Annotated in this window: 17 protein-coding genes; 14 read left to right on the top strand and 3 right to left on the bottom strand. The window is 57.4% G+C overall.

The window, feature by feature from the left end; genetic code table 11:
* Window positions 1-10 precede the first annotated feature (10 nt).
* From yfcC to ACXAD0_RS14135, 11 genes are all read left to right on the top strand, one after another.
* Window positions 11-1,528, top strand: a complete 1,518-nt coding sequence (yfcC, locus tag ACXAD0_RS14185) for a putative basic amino acid antiporter YfcC (protein ID WP_475089179.1) — start codon at window positions 11-13, stop codon at window positions 1,526-1,528.
* Between the two features lie 9 nt (window positions 1,529-1,537).
* The gene (iadA, locus tag ACXAD0_RS14180; RefSeq protein WP_475089178.1) at window positions 1,538-2,713 is read left to right on the top strand and encodes a beta-aspartyl-peptidase; all 1,176 of its coding nucleotides are present in this window, start codon (window positions 1,538-1,540) and stop codon (window positions 2,711-2,713) included.
* An 8-nt stretch (window positions 2,714-2,721) separates the two neighbouring features.
* Complete coding sequence (locus ACXAD0_RS14175; RefSeq protein ID WP_475089176.1) at window positions 2,722-3,642, top strand: GlxA family transcriptional regulator; 921 nt, start codon at window positions 2,722-2,724, stop codon at window positions 3,640-3,642.
* Window positions 3,643-3,731: 89 nt separating this feature from the next.
* Entirely contained in the window at window positions 3,732-4,901 is a 1,170-nt protein-coding gene (locus ACXAD0_RS14170; RefSeq protein WP_475089174.1) for a cyanophycinase, read from the top strand.
* A 58-nt stretch (window positions 4,902-4,959) separates the two neighbouring features.
* Window positions 4,960-6,387: an aspartate ammonia-lyase gene (locus ACXAD0_RS14165; RefSeq protein WP_475089172.1), complete on the top strand. Its 1,428-nt coding sequence runs from the start codon at window positions 4,960-4,962 to the stop codon at window positions 6,385-6,387.
* Between the two features lie 147 nt (window positions 6,388-6,534).
* The gene (locus ACXAD0_RS14160) at window positions 6,535-7,884 is read left to right on the top strand and encodes an aspartate aminotransferase family protein (protein WP_475089170.1); all 1,350 of its coding nucleotides are present in this window, start codon (window positions 6,535-6,537) and stop codon (window positions 7,882-7,884) included.
* A 65-nt stretch (window positions 7,885-7,949) separates the two neighbouring features.
* Window positions 7,950-9,335, top strand: a complete 1,386-nt coding sequence (locus ACXAD0_RS14155) for a glutamine synthetase family protein (RefSeq protein WP_475089169.1) — start codon at window positions 7,950-7,952, stop codon at window positions 9,333-9,335.
* 306 nt (window positions 9,336-9,641) lie between these two features.
* On the top strand, window positions 9,642-10,490 hold the full coding sequence (locus tag ACXAD0_RS14150; RefSeq protein WP_475089168.1) for an OmpW/AlkL family protein: 849 nt from the start codon (window positions 9,642-9,644) through the stop codon (window positions 10,488-10,490).
* Window positions 10,491-10,654: 164 nt separating this feature from the next.
* Window positions 10,655-11,992: a glycosyltransferase family 4 protein gene (locus ACXAD0_RS14145; protein WP_475089167.1), complete on the top strand. Its 1,338-nt coding sequence runs from the start codon at window positions 10,655-10,657 to the stop codon at window positions 11,990-11,992.
* Window positions 11,992-12,783, top strand: coding sequence for a class I SAM-dependent methyltransferase (locus ACXAD0_RS14140; RefSeq protein WP_475089165.1), 792 nt, complete (start codon window positions 11,992-11,994; stop codon window positions 12,781-12,783). The genes ACXAD0_RS14145 and ACXAD0_RS14140 overlap by 1 nt, the downstream gene beginning before the upstream one ends.
* Window positions 12,780-13,898 carry a prenyltransferase/squalene oxidase repeat-containing protein gene (locus tag ACXAD0_RS14135; protein WP_475089163.1) on the top strand — a complete coding sequence of 373 codons (1,119 nt, stop codon included), beginning with the start codon at window positions 12,780-12,782 and terminating at the stop codon, window positions 13,896-13,898. Before ACXAD0_RS14140 ends, ACXAD0_RS14135 begins: the two co-directional genes overlap by 4 nt.
* Here the strand turns inward: ACXAD0_RS14135 and ACXAD0_RS14130 are convergent.
* On the bottom strand, window positions 13,827-14,444 hold the full coding sequence (locus ACXAD0_RS14130) for a class I SAM-dependent methyltransferase (protein ID WP_475089161.1): 618 nt from the start codon (window positions 14,442-14,444) through the stop codon (window positions 13,827-13,829). The genes ACXAD0_RS14135 and ACXAD0_RS14130 overlap by 72 nt on opposite strands.
* A gap of 125 nt (window positions 14,445-14,569) precedes the next feature.
* On the opposite strand from ACXAD0_RS14130, the gene ACXAD0_RS14125 reads away from it, so the two are divergent.
* Both ACXAD0_RS14125 and ACXAD0_RS14120 read left to right on the top strand, forming a co-directional pair.
* Window positions 14,570-15,292, top strand: coding sequence for an acyltransferase (locus ACXAD0_RS14125; RefSeq protein WP_475089159.1), 723 nt, complete (start codon window positions 14,570-14,572; stop codon window positions 15,290-15,292).
* A 122-nt stretch (window positions 15,293-15,414) separates the two neighbouring features.
* On the top strand, window positions 15,415-15,927 hold the full coding sequence (locus tag ACXAD0_RS14120; RefSeq protein ID WP_475089158.1) for a shikimate kinase: 513 nt from the start codon (window positions 15,415-15,417) through the stop codon (window positions 15,925-15,927).
* A gap of 67 nt (window positions 15,928-15,994) precedes the next feature.
* Here ACXAD0_RS14120 and ACXAD0_RS14115 read toward each other — a convergent pair whose 3' ends face one another.
* Entirely contained in the window at window positions 15,995-16,465 is a 471-nt protein-coding gene (locus tag ACXAD0_RS14115) for an Lrp/AsnC family transcriptional regulator (RefSeq protein WP_193164692.1), read from the bottom strand.
* A gap of 239 nt (window positions 16,466-16,704) precedes the next feature.
* On the opposite strand from ACXAD0_RS14115, the gene ACXAD0_RS14110 reads away from it, so the two are divergent.
* Window positions 16,705-20,271, top strand: a complete 3,567-nt coding sequence (locus ACXAD0_RS14110) for an indolepyruvate ferredoxin oxidoreductase family protein (RefSeq protein ID WP_475089156.1) — start codon at window positions 16,705-16,707, stop codon at window positions 20,269-20,271.
* Window positions 20,272-20,362: 91 nt separating this feature from the next.
* On the opposite strand, the gene ACXAD0_RS14105 is transcribed toward ACXAD0_RS14110, so the two are convergent.
* On the bottom strand, window positions 20,363-21,649 hold the full coding sequence (locus ACXAD0_RS14105) for an OprO/OprP family phosphate-selective porin (RefSeq protein WP_475089155.1): 1,287 nt from the start codon (window positions 21,647-21,649) through the stop codon (window positions 20,363-20,365).
* Between the last annotated feature and the right edge of the window lie 25 nt (window positions 21,650-21,674).

The following is a 21,674-nucleotide window of genomic DNA, read 5'->3' as shown; positions in this document are numbered from 1 at the left end:
GGAATCCCTTATGCAATCTCCTGCTTCCGAGGCGGGCAACCCGGTGATCGACCAGGCGAACAGTCGGTCACGCTGGGAAATGCCGGATACCTACCTGATTCTGCTGGCAGTGGCGCTGCTGGCTTTTTCCCTGAACTTTCTGGTTCCTGCGGGCACGTTCGATACCGTTGTGGAGACGGTGAATGGCCAGGAGAGGAAAGTCATTGATCCTGCGACATACCAGGTGTCTTCGCCAGAGCCTCAGGGCATGGCGGTCTTCGCGGAAGGCGGTGAGGTTGGCTTACTGAATTTTGCCTTTGAGGGCATGGTCTCCGGCAGCAAGTGGGGCGCCTCGATTGGTGTCTTTGCCTTTATTCTGCTGACAGGCGGCGCCTTTGGGCTGATTTTCGCCAGTGGCTCTGTGGAGCGCGGTTTGTTCCAGGTCATCGCCCGCAACCGCGAGGCAGGGGGCCTGTATCTGGCGATTCTTTGTTTTCTGTTCTCGGCAGGCGGTGCGGTATTCGGTATGGGAGAGGAAGTGATTCCCTTCACGCTGATCGTCGTCCCGCTACTGGTGACCATGGGCTATGACAGTATTACTGCACTGCTGGTCACCTATGTGGCGACCCAGGTCGGGTTCGCGACCTCCTGGATGAATCCCTTTGGTGTGAGTATTGCCCAGGGCATTGCCGACGTGCCGGTCATGTCGGGCAGCGTGCCGCGCATGATCCTTTGGCTATTGGCGACGGGTTTGCTGGTGGCTTATACGCTGGTCTATGCACAGCGTATCCGTAAAACGCCAGAGCGCTCTCTGGCTTTCCAGTCTGATGCTGTCCATCGGCAAAAGCGCGCTTCCCTCGATAGTCTGCAGACCATGGTGCGCGGTGATCGCTGGGTATTGCTGTTGTTTGCGATTGGTATCGGCTGGATGATCTGGGGCGTTGTTGAGCGTCAGTATTTCCTGCCGGAGATTGCCAGCCAGTTTTTTACCATGGGCATTGTCATAGCGACAGTTGCCATCGCCTTTGGGCTGAACGGACTCACCGCTAACAAGGCGGCCGCCGCCTTTAAAGAAGGTGCCCAACAGTTACTGCCGGCGGCGATGGTCGTTGCATTCGCCAAGGGCATTGTTCTGTTGCTCGGCGGTGATGAACCCTCCAGCCCCAGTGTACTGAATACCATTTTGCACTGGGCCGGGCAGGGGTTGGCAGATGTCTCGGGCGTGGTTTCCGCCTGGTTCATGTTGGTATTCCAGACCGTATTCAATTTCTTTATTACCTCAGGCTCCGGACAGGCAGCGCTGACGATGCCGATCATGGCGCCGCTCGCTGATGTGGTTGGCGTGACACGCCAGACCGCGGTACTGGCGTTCCAGCTGGGGGATGGTTTCAGCAATATTATCGTTCCCACTTCTGCGGCCCTGATGGGGTGCCTGGGTGCCGCTCGCCTCGATTGGGGGATCTGGATTCGATTTGCCCTGCCGCTATTGGGCATGTTGTTTTTACTGGCGTCGACCGCTGTGGTTGTCGCCGCGCTCACAGGATTTTAACAGCGCGTTATGTCTCGAATTACTCTGATAAAAAATGCCCACGTATTTGCACCGAGAGACCTCGGGGTCTGCGATGTACTGATCGCCGGGGACAAGATTGAAAAAATTGAGCAGGGTCTGAACCTGCCGGAAGATATTGGGCAAACCGTCGATGCAGATGGTGCCTGGCTGATCCCCGGACTCGTGGATTCTCTGGTACATATCAGTGGCGGTGGCGGCGAAGGCGGGTTTGGCTCGCGCACCCCCGAACTTGATCCTGCCGAGGCATTTGCCAGCGGTGTGACCACGGTCGTCGGCGTGCTCGGCACTGACGCGACAACACGGACGCTGAACGAACTCTACGGCAAGGCCCGTGCACTGAATGCGCAGGGGCTTTCCGCTTACATGCACAGTGGCTCATACCAGTTTCCGGTTACCACGCTAACCGGTTCTGTGCGCGCCGACATTATGCTGGTCGATTGTGTGATCGGTGTTGGTGAGCTGGCCATTTCCGATCATCGCTCTTCCCACCCTTCGACGGCGGAACTGCTCAGGGTTGCGTCCGATGCGCGCGTCGCCGGACTCCTGAGTGGTAAAGGCGGGGTACTCAGTATCCACGTCGGTGGTTGCGAAGGGCGGTTGAGTCCACTGTTTGACGCGGTAGCCGCTTCCGACATTCCGATTTATCAGTTCTACCCTACGCATATCAATCGCAACGAATCTTTACTAGCCCACGGGGTTGAGTTTGCCTGCGCCGGTGGGTACATCGATTTCACTACTTCCACAACGCCGGAGATTCTGGCAAGTGGCGAACTACGGGCAAGCCGCGCGCTAAAAGTGGCGCTCGATGCGGGCGCCCCTTCCGATCGCATGACGTTCTCTTCGGACGCTCAGGGGTCGATGACGAACTTCTGTGATAACGGCGCTCTTCAGGACATCGAGGTGGGTACGGTTGCCAGCCTGTTTGATGAATTCCGCCGAGCGGTACAGGTGGAAGAGGTTGAATTCAGCAAGGCGTTGTCCGCGGTGACGGCCAACCCGGCCAAGGTGCTGGGACTGCGCCACAAGGGCGCGGTTGCTGTTGGGCGCGACGCGGATATCTGTCTGGTCGACCCGTCGAGCTTCGAAGTGGTGCACGTGATGGCACAGGGCAGGTGGCAATACTTTGATGGCGGCCTGCAGTTCAAGGGGGCGTTTGCAAAATAATGGGGCAAATGGCCACAGGATCTGTCGCGATTGTACTGTTGCCCGGCTTTCAGGTGGCTGCGCTGGGAGCGCTGGTTGAGCGGTTTACCCAGGCAGGGGGTTGGGCGCCGCGGGTATTCAGTGTCGTCAGCGATGCGGTGACCGCGGAGCACGGGGTTCAGATCAAGGCCCCGGCGCTTCCGGACGCGCCCCTCGGTGTGCATACGCTGGTGGTTTGCGGTGGTCGCAATCACGTTGCGCAGGTTGCAGAGGTCACTGACAGTTTGGCGCGGCACGGGCCGGCCAGTAAGTGTCTGATTGGTGTTGGCAGCGGAGTACTGCAACTGGTCGAGGCCGGTTTACTCAATGGCAGGCAGTGCAGCTTGCCCGCAAATCTGCGCGATCGGCTCAACCAGCCACAGGTCACGGTCGTAGAAGGCCCCGTGACCCGCGACGGCAATGTATGGACCTGCACCGATATGAATGCGCTATCGGCGGTTCTGGATGCATTGCTGCCCATGTGGGCAGGCGCTGGCAACGAAGGCTCCTCACAGGTACGCAGCGAAGTGGAGGACCGATCCACATTGGTGGAGGCCCAGCTGTTGATGCGCAACAACCTTTCCGAGCCGCTGGCAACCAGCGAAATCGCCAGTTATTTGTGTGTCTCCAGCAAAAAGCTGGAACGAATTTTCAAACGCTATGCAGGAGAACTGCCGGCGCGCTTCTATCTGGGGTTGCGCCTTTCACGCGCACGGGATCTTTTGCATCACAGCCGTTGCAGTATTGAGGAGGTGGGACGTATGTGCGGTTTCGGCTCTCCCTCTCATTTCAGCAGGGCGTTCCGCAATCATTTTGGTTGCTCGCCCAGATCTGACCGCAACAGTGCTTTCTCTCACACCGGATCGCGCGAGTATGCGCGCACCGGTGAAACTTCTCTTATGGCAGGTTGAATATGTGGTTCAAGCGTCGTTTTGGTTTAAAAGTCCTGGCTCTTTTGAGCTGTTTTTTATTCGCGTGTGAGAGCACGGCGGGGGGCAAGTTGCTGATCGTCGGTGGCGCGCTCCGGAGTGATAACGAATCAATCTATCGCGCGTTTCTCGATGCAATACCTGCGGACATGAACAGTGTGGCGATTGTGCCCGCTGCCTCTGGCCGACCAGTGCATTATGCTGAAGCCTTCCGTCAGGATCTCGAACGCTATGGCTTCACCGGTGCTGTGCAGGTTTTGCCGATTGCCGTCAAGGATGATCCTTCCACCGAGGCTGATGAGCGCATGTGGCTCAACGGGGGTTACGATCAGCAGCTGGCAGAAGGTCTGGAGTCTGTCGGCGGGATCTGGTTTGTCGGTGGTGACCAAACCCGAATTACGCAAACCCTCGTGGCTGAAGATGGCAGCGATACTCCAGTGCTCGCCGCTATCCGCCGTCAGCTGTCGCGCGGTGCCGTCATCGGTGGTACCAGTGCCGGTGCCGCCATTATGAGTAACCCCATGATTGCCGCGGGCGACTCGCTCACTGCACTGACCCAGGCGCGGTCAGAGAAGTATTCCGGCATGCAGTCGCAGGAATCGGGCCAGCTGGTACTGGGGACGGGCCTGGGCTTCTTCGAGGCAGGGCTGGTGGATCAGCATTTTGATCGCAAAAGTCGACTCGGGCGACTGGTGCGCGCATTGGAACCGCCGCTGGATCCGGCATTGCGTCGCGGATTTGGCGTCGATGAGGATACCGCGATACTGGTGGATCTCGACAAGGGCGCGCTGCGCGTGGTTGGCAGTGGCAATTTGGTGATCGTCGATGCCCGCAAAGCGGCGTTCGCTGCGGGGAAACCGTTTGCCGTATCGGGGATGCAGCTTTCGGTGCTTAGTGATGGAGATTCCTATCACTGGCAATCCGAAGCCTGGGATATTGATGGTGCCGTGACTGCGGGGGCGGAGGCCTTTGCCTATACGCCGGAGCAGGGCGCGGGAATCGCGTTGCCCAACAGTCGCCTCGACCATTTGCTGGGCTTTTCCTTACTGGACAATGGTGCAAATGCGGAACTGCGTCGCTATGCCTTTAACGAGACCGGGCAGGGTGTGGTTTTCCAGTTCGTCCAGACCGAGGAAAGCCAGGGCTTCTGGCGCTACGCTTCCGGCACCAAAGACCAGTATTCGATCAAGGGTGTGGATTTTTCGGTATCGCCGGTTAAGGTTTCAATTACCGCGCCCTGAGTTACACTCTCCCGCAGGGTGCGCCCGCGCCCTGCCATGACTCTAAATTGGAAATGCTATGACTGACTCTGCCCGAATTCGTGTGGAGCGTGATCTGTTGGGTGCGCGAAACGTGCCGGCAGAGGCGTACTACGGTGTTCAAACCTTGCGCGCGTTGGAGAACTTTTCTTTTAGCGGCGTCCCCCTGCAGCACTTTCCCAATCTGGTGATTGCGCTGGCAATGGTGAAGAAAGCCTGTGCACTGGCCAACCGGGATCTGGGCTCGCTGGAGCCCCGCCTCGCCGAATCTATCGTGAAGGCCTGCGATGAGGTAATGGGTGGCGCGCTGCACGCAGAGTTTCAGGTAGACATGATCCAGGGGGGCGCCGGTACCTCGACCAATATGAATGCCAATGAGGTGATCGCCAACCGCGCCCTGGAGCTGCTGGGTCATGGGCGCGGCGATTACGAGCAATTGCATCCCAATATCCACGTCAATATGTCCCAGTCAACCAACGACGTGTATCCCACAGCGTTGCGACTGGCGATGGTGTTTGGCCTGCGCCAGACCATCGTTGCAGCTGACCGTTTGCGCGAGGCCCTGGCGCACAAAGGTGAGGAATTTGCCGGCGTACTGAAGATGGGGCGGACACAGCTTCAGGATGCGGTACCCATGTCCCTGGGGCAGGAATTCACTGCGTTTGCCAGCAATATCGGCGAGGAGCAGGCGCGTCTGGAGGAGGTGGCCAGACTGTTGCTCGAGGTCAACCTGGGCGGTACTGCGATCGGCACAGGCGTGAATACTCAGGCGGGTTATCGCGAATGTGCGGTCGGTTACCTGAGTGAGATTGCCGGCGAAGAGGTACTGGCAGCGGCTGATCTGGTGGAAGCGACGGCGGATATGGGGGGCTTCGTATTATTGTCAGGCTTGCTCAAGCGGACTGCCGTCAAACTTTCCAAGCTGTGCAATGACCTGCGCCTGCTTTCGTCGGGGCCACGATGTGGGTTCAATGAAATTAACCTGCCGGAGATGCAGCCGGGTTCTTCCATTATGCCGGGCAAGGTGAATCCCGTGATTCCCGAGGCCATCAATCAGGTGGCGTTCAGTGTGATTGGCAACGATACCGCCATCACTATGGCAGCGGAGGCCGGGCAGCTGCAGCTGAACGCCATGGAGCCCCTGATTGGCTACAAGTTGCTGGAATCGATTCGCTTCCTGACCGAGGCGATGGAGTCCCTGCGGGACAACTGTATTGTCGGCATCACGGCAAACGAGGAAGTCTGTCGCCACTACCTGGAATCGAGCATTGGCCTGGTCACCGCCCTCAATCCCTATCTCGGCTATGGCAAGACCTCCGAGATCGCCCGCAGAGCCCTGGAAACCGGTGAGTCCGTTGCTGATCTGGTGCGGCGGGAGGGGCTGATACCCGCGGAACAGCTGGATCGACTGCTCAGTCCCGAGGGCATGCTCGGACCCGCACCCGGGCGACCGGAAACGGCCGGCTGACGATACCCTAGTGTCATTAGCTCAGTAGTCCTTGCGCTTCCACCCGCGCTGGCCATAAAATGTGATCACAAATTGGGAGCGACGATGCTGCGCGATCCGGTCACGGCCGGATCTGTCCCGTGAGAACAACAGACCGGAGTGAGCGACATGAATAAGAGTCAACTGCAACAGCACGACCGAGAGCACTTTCTGCACCCGTTTACCGACTTCCATGACCTGGGCAAGCAGGGTACGCGCGTCATTACCCATGCAGAAGGCGCCTACATTATGGATATTGACGGCAATCGCCTGCTCGACGGCATGTCTGGCCTCTGGTGCTGTAACCTGGGTTACAGCCGCAATGAAATTTCCGATGCCATTTACGAGCAGTTGAAGACCCTGCCGTTCTACAACAGCTTTTTCCAGTGTACGACCGTGCCTTCCATCGAGCTGGCAGACGCATTGGCTGAAGTCACCCCGGACGGCATGAACAATGTCTTCTTTACCGGTTCCGGCTCAGAAGCGAACGACACCAACCTGCGTATTATTCGCCGCTACTGGGACCTGAAAGAGCAGCCGGAAAAGCGCATTATCATTTCGCGTGAGAACGCCTATCACGGTTCCACCATTGGTGGCGCGAGCCTCGGCGGCATGAGCGGCATGCACAAGCAGTTCCAGGCACTGGACTACATTGAGCACATCCAGCAGCCTTACTGGTTTACCGAAGGCGGCGATATGTCGCCGGAAGAGTTCGGCGTGTACGCGGCGCGTTGCCTGGATGAGAAGATTCAGGAGCTGGGTCCAGACAAGGTGGCAGCCTTTATCGCCGAGCCGATCCAGGGTGCCGGTGGCGTGGTGATTCCGCCAGAAACCTACTGGCCGGAAGTCAAAAAGGTACTCGACCAGTACGATATTCTGTTGGTGATGGACGAAGTGATTTTCGGCTTCGGCCGTACCGGCGAGTGGTTCGGTGCTGACTATTATGGGATGAAGCCCGACCTGATGACTTTCGCGAAGGCGGTCACGAACGGCTACTTCCCGCTGGGTGGCACGATGGTCAGCGATCGCGTGGCAGAAGTGATCAAGTCCAAGGGTGGTGAGTTTGCCCACGGGTATACCTATTCTGCACACCCGGCTGCCTGTATGGCAGGCCTTGCCACCATCAACATTTTGCGCAATGAAAACATTATCGGGAACGTACGCGACAATACTGGTCCCTACCTGGCCAAGCGCTGGGCTGAACTGGCGGATCACCCCATTGTCGGTGAGGCGCGTACCCTGGGCATGGTCGGTGCGCTGGAACTGGTCAAAGACAAGTCCAGCCGCGCGCGCTTTGACGACGACTGCACTGCCGGCGGTGTCTGCCGCGATATGAGCATCAAGAATGGTTTGGTGATGCGCGCAACTGGCGATACGATGATCATCGCTCCGCCGCTGATCGTCACGACAGAACAGATCGATGAGCTGGTTGAAAAAGCGCATCGTGCGCTGGATGAGAGCGCCAAAGCTCTGGCGTAAACTGTCGCAACGCGGGCGCCTCGGCGCCCGCTTCGCGTTTGGTACCAATTAACCTCAGGCAATTTATGTCACAACAAAAAGAATTCACGCCACCGTCCGAACTTCTCGCGCAATCCGAAGCGTTCCTGAAGGATCACCCTGATCTGAAGTGGATCGAAGGCTTCGCCTTCGACATCAATGGTATTCCCCGCGGTAAGTGGTTGCCGGCGGCCTCGGCGTCAAAGCTGCTCAAGGGTGGTTTGCAGATGCCGCGCAGCGCGACGAGCCTGGATGTATGGGGGCGTGACACCGAGAACAGCCCACTGGTATTTGCCAGCGGCGATAGTGATGGCGTTTGTGTGCCGGTGTCGCCGATTGCGGCAGCTCCCTGGCATCGGGAAGAGACTGCCCAGCTGCATATGCAGTTGCACGAGCCCGACGGTACGGCCCTGTATGCGGATCCGCGCGCACAGTTGCAGCGTGTTGTGTCGCGTCTTGAAGAGATGGGATATCGGGCGGTGGTGGCAACCGAGCTGGAGTTCTACCTGCTGCATGAGGAGTCTGATCATCTGGGGCGCCCATGCCCGGTCAGTGATAATGACGCCGAGCTGGTGCCTTCAACTGATGTGTACGACCTTTCTGAGCTGGACGCGCAACGCCACTTTTTTGCCGACGTGCGCGCGGCCTGCGTTGCGCAGGGCATTCCCGCGGATTCCATTTTGTCAGAATGCGCGCCAGGGCAGTTCGAGATCAACCTGCTGCACAGCGCGGACCCGGTCAAGGTTGCCGACCAGACGTTACTGTTCAAGCGGCTCCTGCAGGGGGTAGCCCGCAGCCATGGTTTGCGCGTCACTACCATGGCGAAACCTTTTGGTGATCAGGCTGGCAACGGCATGCACGTGCATATGAGTCTGATCGATGCAGACGGTAATAACGTCTTTAATGATGGCAGTGACGAGGGCTCCGAACTTCTGCGCCAGGCGGCGGCCGGTATGTTGGCGACGGCCAATGATGCGATGGCACTATTTGCACCGCACGCGAATTCATATCGTCGTTTTCAGGAAAGTTCACACGCACCGCTCAATCTCTGCTGGGGTTACGACAACCGCACGACGACGTTGCGTGTGCCCGCCAGTGTGCCTGAGGCGCGCAGGATCGAGCATCGGATTGCCGGCGCGGATGTGAACCCCTATCTGGTGCTGGCCGCTATCCTTTCCGGCGTCTGCCACGGCATTGAGGAAAAGCTGGTGGCACCGGCGCCGGTGACCGGGGATGCCTACCAGGTTGAGAGCGATCGTCTGGTCAATAGCTGGGATATGGCGCTGAAGCGTTTCGAGCAGAGTCCCATCTGGCAGAAATATCTCGATCCGCGTTTTGTGGATCTGTTCCTGCTGGTGAAGCGGCAGGAATTCAATGAAATTGCTGCACGGGTAACCGATGTCGAGTACGAAAGCTACCTGCATCGGGTGTAGTGGAGGTGCTGCCGGGAACTGGAAGTGTTTGGTGACAGTTCGCAGGGTGTACAAAGAATTTTTGCTATACCTAACTTACAGACAGGCGATTAGCTTGTCTTAAGCTCTCCTCCTGAAAGTGTGTTCGAGAAATCTGGCCCGCCCTTTGGCGGGCATTTTTTTTGCCGAAAATTATTTTGGTGAAATTAATTTCTCGAAGTCTTGCAGCTTTTAGATCTTCCATGCTGCAGCTTGAAAAACCCCTCCTATACTGGTGTTAACCGCAAATGCGGCGAAGGAGCTTTTCAGCGCTAAAAGGAGTTACCCATGAAATTAAAGCCCCTCCTCGTTCCCCTGGCACTGGCGGGAGCAGCCGGGCTGGCGGCGCAGCCAGCACTTGCCGGCGGATCAGGTTACCCGGTACAAACCCCTCCGCCAAACGGCTACTATGCCGGTACTTTGATCATCCGGGGCGGTGCCGCATTTGTTGATCCGGACAATGATGTGTTCAGAGGTAGGCAGATTTTCGATGCGGATGTCACTCTTACGGAACCCGTGACCGTCGGTACTAGAGTGGATCTCGACGATGATACAACCTGGTTTATCAGCGGTACCTATATCTTCGCGGATCACTTTGCGGTAGAGCTGTATCACGCGAATAGTGCCAGCCTGGATGCAACGCTTTACTCGGATGCATTCTTTACCAACACCGGTGAATTCATCGGTGAGTTCCGGGATGGTCTGGGTGATTTCGATACCAATATCACCAGCGTGTTCTTTGACTGGTTCTTCCTGGATCCGTCCTGTTTGGTACAGCCCTATGTCGGTATCGGCGTGAGCTACACCGACATTGAAGAGGACTTCCGCAGAGCGGTTTTCCGTACAGCCGCTACCCCGGACATGCCGGCAATGCGATTCGGCAAGATTGGGTTTGGCAGTGACTTCAGCTGGACCGCCCAGATTGGAGCTGACTTCCGCTTCGGTCACGACAGTAACTGGCTGGTGAATGTATCCGCAATGTATGTGGATTCCGAACCCGACTTTTCTCTCGGCTTCGATACGGAAACCTTTACAGGGCTGACAGAGCCCGTCTTCCTGCCTGTGCGTGTGCGCAGCAATCTGGACATAGATCCCTGGGTGTTCAACCTGGGGATTGGTTACAAGTTCAGCTTCTAGTCCTTTTTCGGCCGGCGACAACGGACGTCGCCGGCTGATTTCCACTTTGCCTGTCGCATCTTGCCTGTTTTGATGGACGGTTTCCGTCTGGTAGTCATTTCTGTGTCGGTGTATCCTTCGCTCTTATTTGCCTGCGACAACACACCAACGCTGATGGGGAACGCATGACCGCCATGGGGAATTTTGCCGACGGTCCTTCTGTCCTGAGTTCGCGCCCACTGAATATCTGCCTGCTTGGCTACCGCAGTCATCCTTACTGTGGTGGGCAGGGCGTATATCTTTATTACCTGAGCAAGGCGTTGGTCGATGCCGGTCATCGCGTCGACGTGATTTCAGGCCAGCCATATCCGGATCTTGATCCGCGGGTGCGCCTGATCAAGATGCCGGGCCTAAACCTGTTTGAAGTCGAGAATCCAACGAGGGCCCTGCGTTGGCGCCATCTGCTGAGTTGGGCAGACTTTAGTGAGTGGTGGGTAAAGTTGACCGGTGGATTTGCCGAGCCCTATACCTTCGGTCGTCGTGTCGCCCGCTACCTGAAGCAACACGGACATGAGTATGATGTTGTCCACGACAATCAGTCCCTGAGTTATGGCTTGCTGGACATCGAGCGATCCGGCCTTCCGGTGGTTGCCACGATCCATCATCCGATTACGCGTGATCGCCAATTGGCCATCGATGCCGCACCGGACTGGCGCTTCCGCTTGCTGGCGCGTCGCTGGTACAGCTTCCTGAGAATGCAGATTCGAGTGGCCCGTCGCCTCAAGCATATTGTGACGGTCTCACGGCAGTCAGAGCGGGACATTATTGAGCAGTTCGGGGTCTCACCAAGTCAGATCGAGTTGGTTTACAACGGCATTGATACGGCCGTATTCAAGCCTCTGGAAAATGAACCGCGCAATCCCTGGCGAATTATGACAACGGCGTCGGCGGATCAACCGCTGAAAGGCTTGCGTTATCTGCTGCAAGCGCTGGCGGAGTTGCGATCGACGTTGCCCCAGGTTGAACTGCTGGTGGTGGGCAAGTTACAGCCCGGAGGCGCAACAGAAAAGTTACTGGAAGACCTGGCACTGCAGGATAGTGTTCGCTTTGTCTCGGGCATCAGCAATCAGGAAATGGTGCGTTACTATGCCTCCTCTGCTGTGGTCGTTTGCCCCTCATTGTACGAAGGCTTTGGATTGCCGGCGGGTGAGGCGATGTCTTGCGGGGTGCCGGTAATTTCCAGTGATGGCGGTGCCTTACCTGAGGTCGTGGGCGATGCGGGTATCGTGACCCCGGCCGGTGACACCGATGCCCTGATGGCGGCTTTGCGGCGCGTTTTTGCAGACTCTGACCTGCGCCAGCAAATGTCCCGACAGGGTAGGGAGCGCATTGAGCGTTTATTCTCCTGGCGTCTTGCTGCAGATCATCTGGTTGGCTATTACCGTAACATTCTCGGGCAGAGCCCCGATATCGAGGCCTCTGCCGGTGAGGAGAGCCCTGGCGGTACGGCGGAGGCCGCCTGATGCTGACGGTGGATCTCACTCAATTGCGTTTGCAGCCGGGTCAGCGGGTGCTTGATCTGGGCTGCGGCGAGGGTCGTCATGCGATTCACCTGTCTCTCTCAGATGAGGTAGACGTGGTTGGTATCGACTTGAGTTTCAAGGATGTCGCCACTGCCGCCGAACGGGCGGCGCCATTTTTTCAGGAAGGGGCAGCTGCGGGCAGGTTGCTGTTGGGCGTGGGTGATGCGCTGCGCTTACCGTTTGCTGACCATTCTTTCGATGTCATTATTTGCTCTGAAGTGCTGGAGCATATCGAAGACTATCAGGGTGTGTTGGCGGAAATTGCCCGGGTACTCAAACCCTCCGGCATCTTCGCCGCGAGCGTACCGAGCTTCTTTCCCGAGTGGATTTGCTGGCAGCTGAGCGACGCCTACCATCAGGTTGAGGGTGGGCATATCCGGATATTCCGTGAGCGCGAACTGCGCCGAAGCATCGAGCAGACGGGGTTCCACTATTTTTCGCGTCACAAGGCACATGCGTTACATGCACCATTTTGGTGGCTGAAATGCCTGCTGTGGGAACGACCCGACGCGTTCCTGCTTCGGGTCTATCACCGCTTCTTGGTATGGGACCTGATGCAGCGCCCTTGGCTCACCCGTTTCATGGAGAAGGTTTTGAATCCGATTCTGGGTAAGAGCATCGTGATGTACTTTGTGAAGCCGCAATCGGAGAGTGAGACCGGTGAATCCAGCGGGCGCGTTGCTATCGGTGACGCGCCTGGTGCAGGCACCGCGCGCGAGGAATTGGTATGACGGTTTCCTCTGCCGCAATTTCCTCTGCATCGGCAACGCTTGTTCCGGATCGTTTTCTTGAACTGAGCGCCAGCTATCTTCGTTCCCAGCAGTTATCCGACGGTGCTATTCCCTGGTTTTCGGGCGGTTATGCTGACCCCTGGGATCACGTTGAAGCGGCGATGGGCCTGACCATTTGCGGCGACTTTGAAGCGGCGCGCGCGGCGTATCGGTGGCTGGCCTCCATCCAGCTTGAGGATGGCAGTTGGTGGGCGGCTTACCGCGATGGTCAGGTAGATAATCGCGAGCGCAGAGAGAGTAATTTTGTTGCCTATATCGCTACGGGTCTCTGGCACTATTACCTTGTGGCTGGAGATCGTCAGTTCCTGAGTGAGTGCTGGAGCATGGTTTCCGCTGCCCTTGAGTTTGTCATCGGCTTGCAAACCGAGCACGGTGATATTCATTGGGCCGTAGACAGTGACAGTGTTCCGTTGGAAGACGCACTGATTACCGGGTGTGCGTCCGTCTACAAAAGCCTGGAATGCGGTATTCAGATTGCGCGAGTGTTGGGGCAACCCTGGGAGCGATGGTGGGCGAGCCGCGCGTGCCTGGGAGAGGCATTGCGGGAGCACCCCGAGCGATTCGATCGTACCTGGGAAAGCAAAGCCCGCTTCTCCATGGACTGGTTCTATCCGGTGCTCACAGGCGTTTTCCAGGGCGCTGCGGCTCGCGAGCGACTGGATGCGCGCTGGCAGGAGTTTGTGGAGCAAGGATTGGGGTGTCGATGTGTCAATGACGAGCCATGGGTGACAGTGGCCGAGTCCTGCGAGTTGACCATGGCGTTACTGGCGGCGGGAGAGCGAGCGAAAGCCGAGCAAATTTTCTGCAACCTGCATCGCTGGCGCGATGCGGATGGCGGTTACTGGACCGGATATGTATTTCGCGACGAGGCTATCTGGCCGGAAGAGAAGACCACCTGGACCCTCGGGGCGGTATTGCTCGCAGCAGACGCGCTTCTTGGATTGACGCCTGCCTGCGAGCTGTTTACTACTGTTGGCCTCGAGCTAGATGCGCCTCAGGATCGCGAGGGTATCGACCATCTCGACAAGCTCGAACTGGGCGGAGGCGAGGGCTAGTTTGTAGATATCATAGGGTGCCTGCCCGCCGTCATTTGGATCCGGGAAAATATCATGAATGGCGAGGAATCCGCCTGGCACGATATGACGTGACCAGCTCCGGTAGTCTGTCATGGCGGCTTCCAGGGAATGTCCGCCATCGATAAATACCATGCCCAGCGGGGTATTCCAGTTACGCGCGGCAACTTCTGATTTTGCGACGACCGGCACGACCCAGTCTTCCAGTTCTGCGCTGCGTAGATTGGCACGAAACTCTCGGAAGCTATCCATCAGGAGAGCCTCGTTATCAAACAGGGTTGGATCGTGGTATTCCTCACCGGGCTGGTGTTCTTCCGAACCGCGGTGGTGGTCGACCGCGAAGACAACGCTATTGGCGAGTTTGCATGCGGCGGCGAGGTACAACGTTGACTTGCCGCAATAGCTGCCCACTTCGAGGCACGGGCCCAGTGCACTGGCTTCGGCCGACAGGTGATAAAGTGCTTCGCCCTCGTGTGGAGCGAGAAACCCCTTTACCGAGTCGACATTGATTGGGAGTGATATTGGCATGACAGTCCGTTGTTGCTGGTGTCTTTCTTCGGGCACATTAAACCGCACCATGCGTAAAAGCAATTGCCGATTGCTGCCCCCGAGCGGTGGGGAAAGTGCATTCCATGCATTGCGGGGTAACGGATATGCGTAAGGATCATCGTCCGTATTGGCTCAAGCGATTCTTCCTGGGGTTGCGCCGTTGGCGCGCCCGTTATTTCCTGCTTCCCCAGTTTGACCAAATCGGTATTGAGCCGGAGATCATGCATCCGGCGTCAGTGCAGGTTTTTGGAGAAAACATCCGGGTGGGGGATTACCCGCACCTGATTTCCACACCGGATAACTGTATTCGCTTTACGGCCATGGGGCATCGTGGCGGTCCTGCGGAAATCACCGTCGGTGATTATGTATTGATCTCACCCGGCGTTCGGATTTCGGCTGCGCAATCGATTCGGATAGGCAACGCCTGCATGATCGCAGCCAATGTGTATATCTCGGATTCGGATTGGCATGGGATCTATAACCGTACCAGGCCTTTCCGCTGCACCTCACCGATTGTGCTGGAGGATAACGTCTGGATCGGGGACAGTGCGATCATCTGCAAGGGCGTTCACATCGGTGAAAATTCGGTCGTGGGGGCTGGTAGCGTGGTAACCAAGAACGTCCCGGCCAATACCATTGTTGGCGGTAATCCCGCGAAAGAGATCGGGAAAATCAATCCTGGACGCCGGATGATCACCCGCGAAGCGCTGTTTGCCGATGCGTTTCGGCAGAACCGCAATCTGGATGCGCTGGATCGGATGCTGTTGGAAGGGAATTCGTTCCTGGGGTGGTTACGCGCGTTACTTTTTCCGCGCCGTGGGGATTGAGCCCCCGAGAGCGCTTTACCGATGGGCTGCGGGCTGTTCAGGAATGTCCTGTGAGGCTTAGAATACGCGCCGGGGTTGCCCCACGGTAGCGTAACGTGTCCTTTTGAAGAATCGTCGAAGTCATGAAAAAAAGAAAAAGTGTTGTCCTGGTGGGTATGCCAGGCGCAGGGAAGAGCACTCTGGGCGTGTTGCTGGCAAAGGAGCTGGCACTGGATTTCGTTGACACGGATGTGCTTATCCAGCTGCGGGAAGACAAAACCTTGCAGGAAATCATGGATGAGTCGGATTACCTGAATCTGCGCCGGATTGAGGGGGAGGTCATCGCTGAGGCGAACTTGCCCAACCACGTGATCGCTACGGGGGGCAGTGCCGTCTACAGCGAGGAAGGCATGGCGAACCTGACACAGTTTGGGCCCGTAGTGTTTCTCGATTGTTCTGCGGCGGAGTTACGGCGTCGCATCCACAACTATGAAAGTCGCGGTATCGCCAAGGCGCCGGGGCAGAGTTTTGATGCTCTGTTTGCAGAGCGTCAGGCGCTGTATCGCCGCTATGCGGATATCTCCGTTTCCTGCGATGGCCTGACACTGGATCAGGTTCTGGAACAGGTGCTGCAGTTGCTGGAACAGCGACACTGAGTGGCATTCAGGGCGAGGGTGGAGGTATTGTGGTCCCCCGGCGCAGCAGCGGCGTCGGGGGGCGATCTCAGAGTGGCAGCTGGGTCGTGTACTTGACCTGCTTGAGGGCAAATGTGGAGTTGACCGAGGCCACGTTGGGCAGGTGTACCAGGGATCGTTTCAGCAGTTGCTCATAGTGCTCAACACTGTCCACCACGACCCGCAAAACATAGTCTTTGTCGCCACTGGTTGAATAACACTCGACGACTTCCTGGACGTCCTGTACAGCGGATTCAAAGCTGTTGAGGGAGTCCTCGTCGTGGTTGTGTATTGTGACGTAGCAGTATACTGTGACTCCCAGGTCGAGTTTTCGGGGGTCGAGCAGGGTGACGCGCCCGCGGATAATGCCTTCGGCTTCGAGGCGTTTGATGCGTCGCCAGCAGGGCGTGTGAGACAAACCGACTTTGTCTCCGAGTTCAGCCATGGAATAATCGGCGTTTTCCTGCAGCGCACGCAGAATCTTGCGGTCAAAATCATCCAAGTCTGTCGAACGCTTCATATAAACTCCTGTCCTACTAATAATGCTTTATTCGAGATAGTTGTCATAATTTTAGGCTGATCTCGCACAATAAAGCAATACAATATTAATTTTTGCGCACTAATATGACCCTTTGGTCTCGCGACGCTGTCGGGAAGGCCATGCGTCCGCTGCCTGGTGGCCGGTCGCGACCGTAGAACTATAAAGATATTGCTGTCCTTCAGTCGTTGGTCAGCACAGGAAAAAGCGGAAGTTGGTGTATGAGTGAGAACGTCAAGGGCGTCACTGCCAAGGTAGAGTCCTCCAGTCTGGTTCATGGGAAGAAGGTTTCCCTGGATGATCGCTACACGACCCTCAAGGGGCGCGTGTTGCTCTCGGGAATTCAGGCGCTGGTTCGCCTGCCGATTGACCAGATGCGTATGGACCGGGACCGCGGTTTGAATACGGCCACTTTCATTTCTGGTTACCGGGGTTCTCCGCTCGGTGGCTACGATCAACAGCTCAGCCGCGCAGGTAAACTGCTCGAACAATATGACATTCGCTTTAATCCCGGCGTCAATGAAGAATTGGCCGCCACCTCCGTTTGGGGCTCGCAGCAGGTCGGCCTGTTCGAGGGGGCTGAAGTCGATGGCGTGTGCGGAATCTGGTACGGCAAGACGCCGGGTGTAGACCGGTCTGGCGACGCCTTCCGCCATGCGAATGCGGCGGGCTCCTCGCCGAAGGGCGGCGCGCTGATCATTGCCGGGGACGATCACGGCTGTAAGTCTTCTTCCTATCCCGGGCAGTCCGAGTTCGCCTTCGTGGACATGCATATTCCGGTACTGAACCCCGCGACTGTGCAGGAGGTCCTGGATTACGGTCACTACGGTTTTGAGCTCTCCCGCTTCAGCGGTTGCTGGGTAGCGATGATTACCCTGGCGGAAAATATGGATAGCTCGGCCACGGTGGATGTAGATCCCGACCGCGTGACTTTCACCTATCCGGAGATCGAAAGGCCGGAGGGCGGCCTGAATATCCGCAAGCAGGACAATCCTCTGGAGCAAGAAGAGCGTTTGTGGCGTTACAAGCGTCCTGCCGCACTGGCGTTTGCGCGGGCCAACCACCTCAATCGCGTGGTGCTCGAGAACCCCGAGGCGACGTTGGGTATTGTCAGTACCGGCAAGGCGCACCTCGACCTGATGCAGGCGCTCGAGGATATGGGGATTGATGAGCAGAAAGCCCGCGACTTGGGCATTCGTATTCTCAAAGTGGGTATGACTTATCCGCTGGACGTCCCTGGTATTCAGGAGTTTGCCCGCGGACTGGATTATTTGCTGGTGCTGGAAGAAAAGCGCAGCCTGATGGAAGTACAGCTGAAAGAAGAGCTGTACAACGTGCATCTGAAGGACCCCCATTTTCCGCGGATTATCGGCAAGGTTGATGAGAACGATCGGCCGCTGATGCCGATGTACGGTGAACTGTCGCCGGGTATTGTGTCGCAGGTATTGGGCCGGCTGCTCGAGGGGAAACCGCTCGGGGAGCGCGCCGAGCATCGCCTGATCCGGCTCAACGCATTGGCCGAGCGCATCTCTCGCCAAACTGGATCCAGTGTTTCCCGCCTGCCCATGTTTTGTGCCGGCTGTCCACACAACCGCTCTACCAAGGTCCCTGAGGGAAGCCGCGCGTTGGCCGGAATTGGCTGTCATTACATGGCGCAATGGCTGGACCGCGAAACCTATACCTTTACCCAGATGGGCGGCGAAGGTGTTAACTGGGTCGGTCAGGCACCATTTACCCGGGAAAAACATGTGTTTGTGAACCTGGGGGATGGTACCTATTTCCATTCCGGCATCCTCGCGATTCGCGCTTCCGTCGCGGCCAAGGTCAATATCACCTACAAGATCCTCTTCAACGACGCGGTTGCCATGACTGGTGGTCAGCCTCACGACGGCGAACTGCATCCCGATATGATTTGTCAGCAGGTGCTGGCGGAGGGCGTTCGTAAAGTCGTGCTGGTGATGGACAAGGTCGACAAATATCAGGGCGTGCTCAAGTTCCCTGCAGACGTTGAAATCCGGCACCGTGACCAGATGCCCGTGGTGATGGAAGAAATGCGCAATAGCGAGGGCTGTACCGTCATCATCTATGACCAGACCTGTGCAACCGAGTTGCGGCGCAAGCGCAAGCGCGGTCTGTTGCCGCAGGCAGAAGGTCGACCGCTCATCAATGAGCTGGTGTGCGAGGGATGCGGTGATTGTGTCCAGCAGTCCAGCTGTATCGCCGTCGAGAAAGTCGAAACCGCGTTCGGTGATAAACGACGTATCAACCAGACTGGCTGTAACCAGGATATGTCCTGTGTGAACGGATTCTGCCCATCGTTTGTCACCGTCAAGGGAGGCAAGCTCAACAAGCGGGCGGGCGTGGGTGAAGTGCTGCGCACGGAGGCCGCCAAACTGCCGCTGCCGACATTGCCGGCACTGAATGAACCCTACAATTTGCTGGTCACCGGTGTTGGTGGCACAGGTGTCGTGACCATTGGTGCGCTGTTGGCGATGGCGGCACATATCGAGGGTAAGGCTGCAAGCACACTCGATCAGACGGGGCTGGCACAGAAGGGCGGTGCGGTGTACTCGCATATTCGCCTGGCCGAGCAGCCCGAGGCCTTGCAGGCGGTGCGTATCTCCGACGGGCGCGCTGATGCTTTGGTGGCATGCGATCTGATTGCGGCGGGGAACTTGCCGGCCTGTCTCGCCAAGCTGGATGAGACCCACAGCCGCGCGGTGGTCAATACCCACCTGACACCAACCGCGGCATCGGTGCTGGGACGCGAAGATACCCATTCACCACAGGCCGTTCTCGATACCCTTGAGGAAACGGTCCGTTCACTGAATGCGGTTGAAGGCCACCGGCTAACCAGTGCGGCCCTGGGTGATACGCTCACGGCCAATATTTTTATGCTGGGCTACGCCTGGCAATTGGGCCTGATACCCCTCGGACTGGATGGCCTGAGTCAGGCCATCGAACTGAATGGCGTGGCGGTAGAGGCCAACCTGCAAGGGTTTGCGGCGGGCCGTCTGGCGGCGGCAGACATGCCGGTACTCGATAGCCTGCTGCATGCTCCGGATCCAGCGCGTGCACTGCCGCAGACCCTGGATGAAATTGTCGCGCACCGCAGCAAGCATCTGACGGGTTATCAGGGCGCGGAACTGGCAAAGCGCTACCAGGCGCTAGTCGAAAAAGTGCGGGAGGCGGAGCAGCAAAAGGCCAGCGGGTTGTCTGGTCTTGCGGAGATTGTCGCGCGTTATTACGCCAAACTGCTTGCCTATAAAGACGAGTATGAAGTCGCCCGGTTGTACACTGACGGTCGATTCAAGCAGGCACTGGGCGAAACCTTCGCCGGTGATATTACCCTGGAGTTCAATTTGGCCCCGCCGTTGCTGGCGCGCTTCGATAAAGGCCTCGGGCGCCCGCGCAAGATGAAATTTGGCGGGTGGATGTATCGCGGGTTCGAGATACTGGCGCGCTTGCGTTTTCTCAGGGGTACCTTGTTCGATCCCTTCGGCTATACCGGCGAGCGGCGCATGGAGCGTCGCCTGATTACGGAGTACGAGGCGCTGGTAACGCGTGTACTGGAAGAAATAACCGGCGAAAACCACGATGCGGCAATGGAGTTGCTGAGCTATCCGGATTTGATCCGCGGCTATGGTCCGGTGAAAGATGCGAATGTGGAGAAGGCCATGACATTGCGCAAGGCTGCTCTGGAGCGCTTCCGCAACCCACAGGCCGGGCAAGGGCTGCTGACACCCGTGGAGGTTTTCGATCCTGAGCAGGCCCAGCAGGTCGGCTAGTCAGGCTGCTGCCTCTCAATCGTCAAAAAACGGGGCCCTGGGCCCCGTTTTTTATGATCAACGCGACTGGCTCTCTTTTACGCTGTCAGTGTTACCAGCTGATTTGCGCACGAATGCCAAGCTGGTCGGTACCATCGCCGGTGAAGTCGTCATCGCCGAAGCGCAGGTTGAGCATGAAGCGCACTTTGGGATTGTGGTAGTAATTGATACCGACAATCCAGCTATCGGCTTCCAGCCGACGAATATCGTGATTTTCAATGGTTTCGTAGCGCGCGGTTAGCTCCCAGGCGCCCCAGGGACTGGTGGGTTTGGCGGACTTGAATACGCCTTTCTTTTGGTCGTAGGGCTTGTGCTCACCGGTAATCAGCCAGCTGCCCTGAATGTACCAGGTAGAGACATTCTGGTCGCCGATAAAGCAGCCAAAGTCTGGGTCGCATTCAAAGGTTGGGGGCGCATCAAAAAAGTCCTCAAAAACGCGCTCTGAAAGGTAGTAGTCCCCCTCATACTCACCGTAAAGATATTCTGCCTGGGCGTACAGTGGCCCCCAGGTTCCGGCCAGTTCCAGGGTGCCTGAGCTAACAGTACCGCCTTGATCGCCCAGAAAGAACTCTTCATCGCCAAATGCGCCAAAGAAAAATTCCCGGTCGCCAGGAGTTAGTGCGATCAACTGGCTGGGGCCGCGCCGGCCGGCGTAATCGGCATCGGCTTCCAGGTTGAGGGAATTGCGATTGGCGCTTTCATAGCTGTAGGAAAGGCCGAAGTGAAGCGTGCTTTGTTCGCTGTTGATTGGCGCCCAGGTAAACCGGCCGGCCGCGCCGACGCCTTCGTTGCGCGGCGTGTTGGAATTGCGCAGGTTAAAGGCCATTACACCCGCGGTATAGCAGCCCCAATAGTTGTTCCACCCCAGTCCTTGCTGAAACTGCCGCCTGTCGTAAAAACCAGTCGCGGTGGAAAATGGCCGCTCCATCATCAGGATCTCATTGGAGCTGGTGAGCTCTTCCATGGCGCGATAAGGCTTGAACTGCCCTATGCGGATAGTGCCACCGAAAAAGTCATGGGCCAGCCAGACTTCGCGGAAGCCCGACAACGTGCCTCCAGCCGCGAAGTCCTGTTCCAGTTTGTATTTCCAGTCATAGAGGTTTCCAGTGAGGGTAATACGCGCACGTCTGAATTCAGTGGTGCTGACAGGATCTTCGATGTCGTCATCAAAGAGGTAGGTATCAAAGTGAATGCGTCCGCCGAGCTTTGCAGAGAAGTCGCCGTCGTCAGAAACGATTTCGAGGTTTCCCTTGGTCTTGGCTTGATCTGCTAAAGCAGGCAGGGCTAGCGCCGCGCCAAAGAGAATTAGCGTGCCGCAATGTACCGCTGCACGAATCATGGTTACCTCCAGATAGGTAAAGGTC

It is taken from the genome of Microbulbifer sp. ABF4_148 (assembly GCF_056158985.1).
Note: the sequence above shows the minus strand (reverse complement) of the source record. Positions and strands in the feature narration are given on the sequence as shown.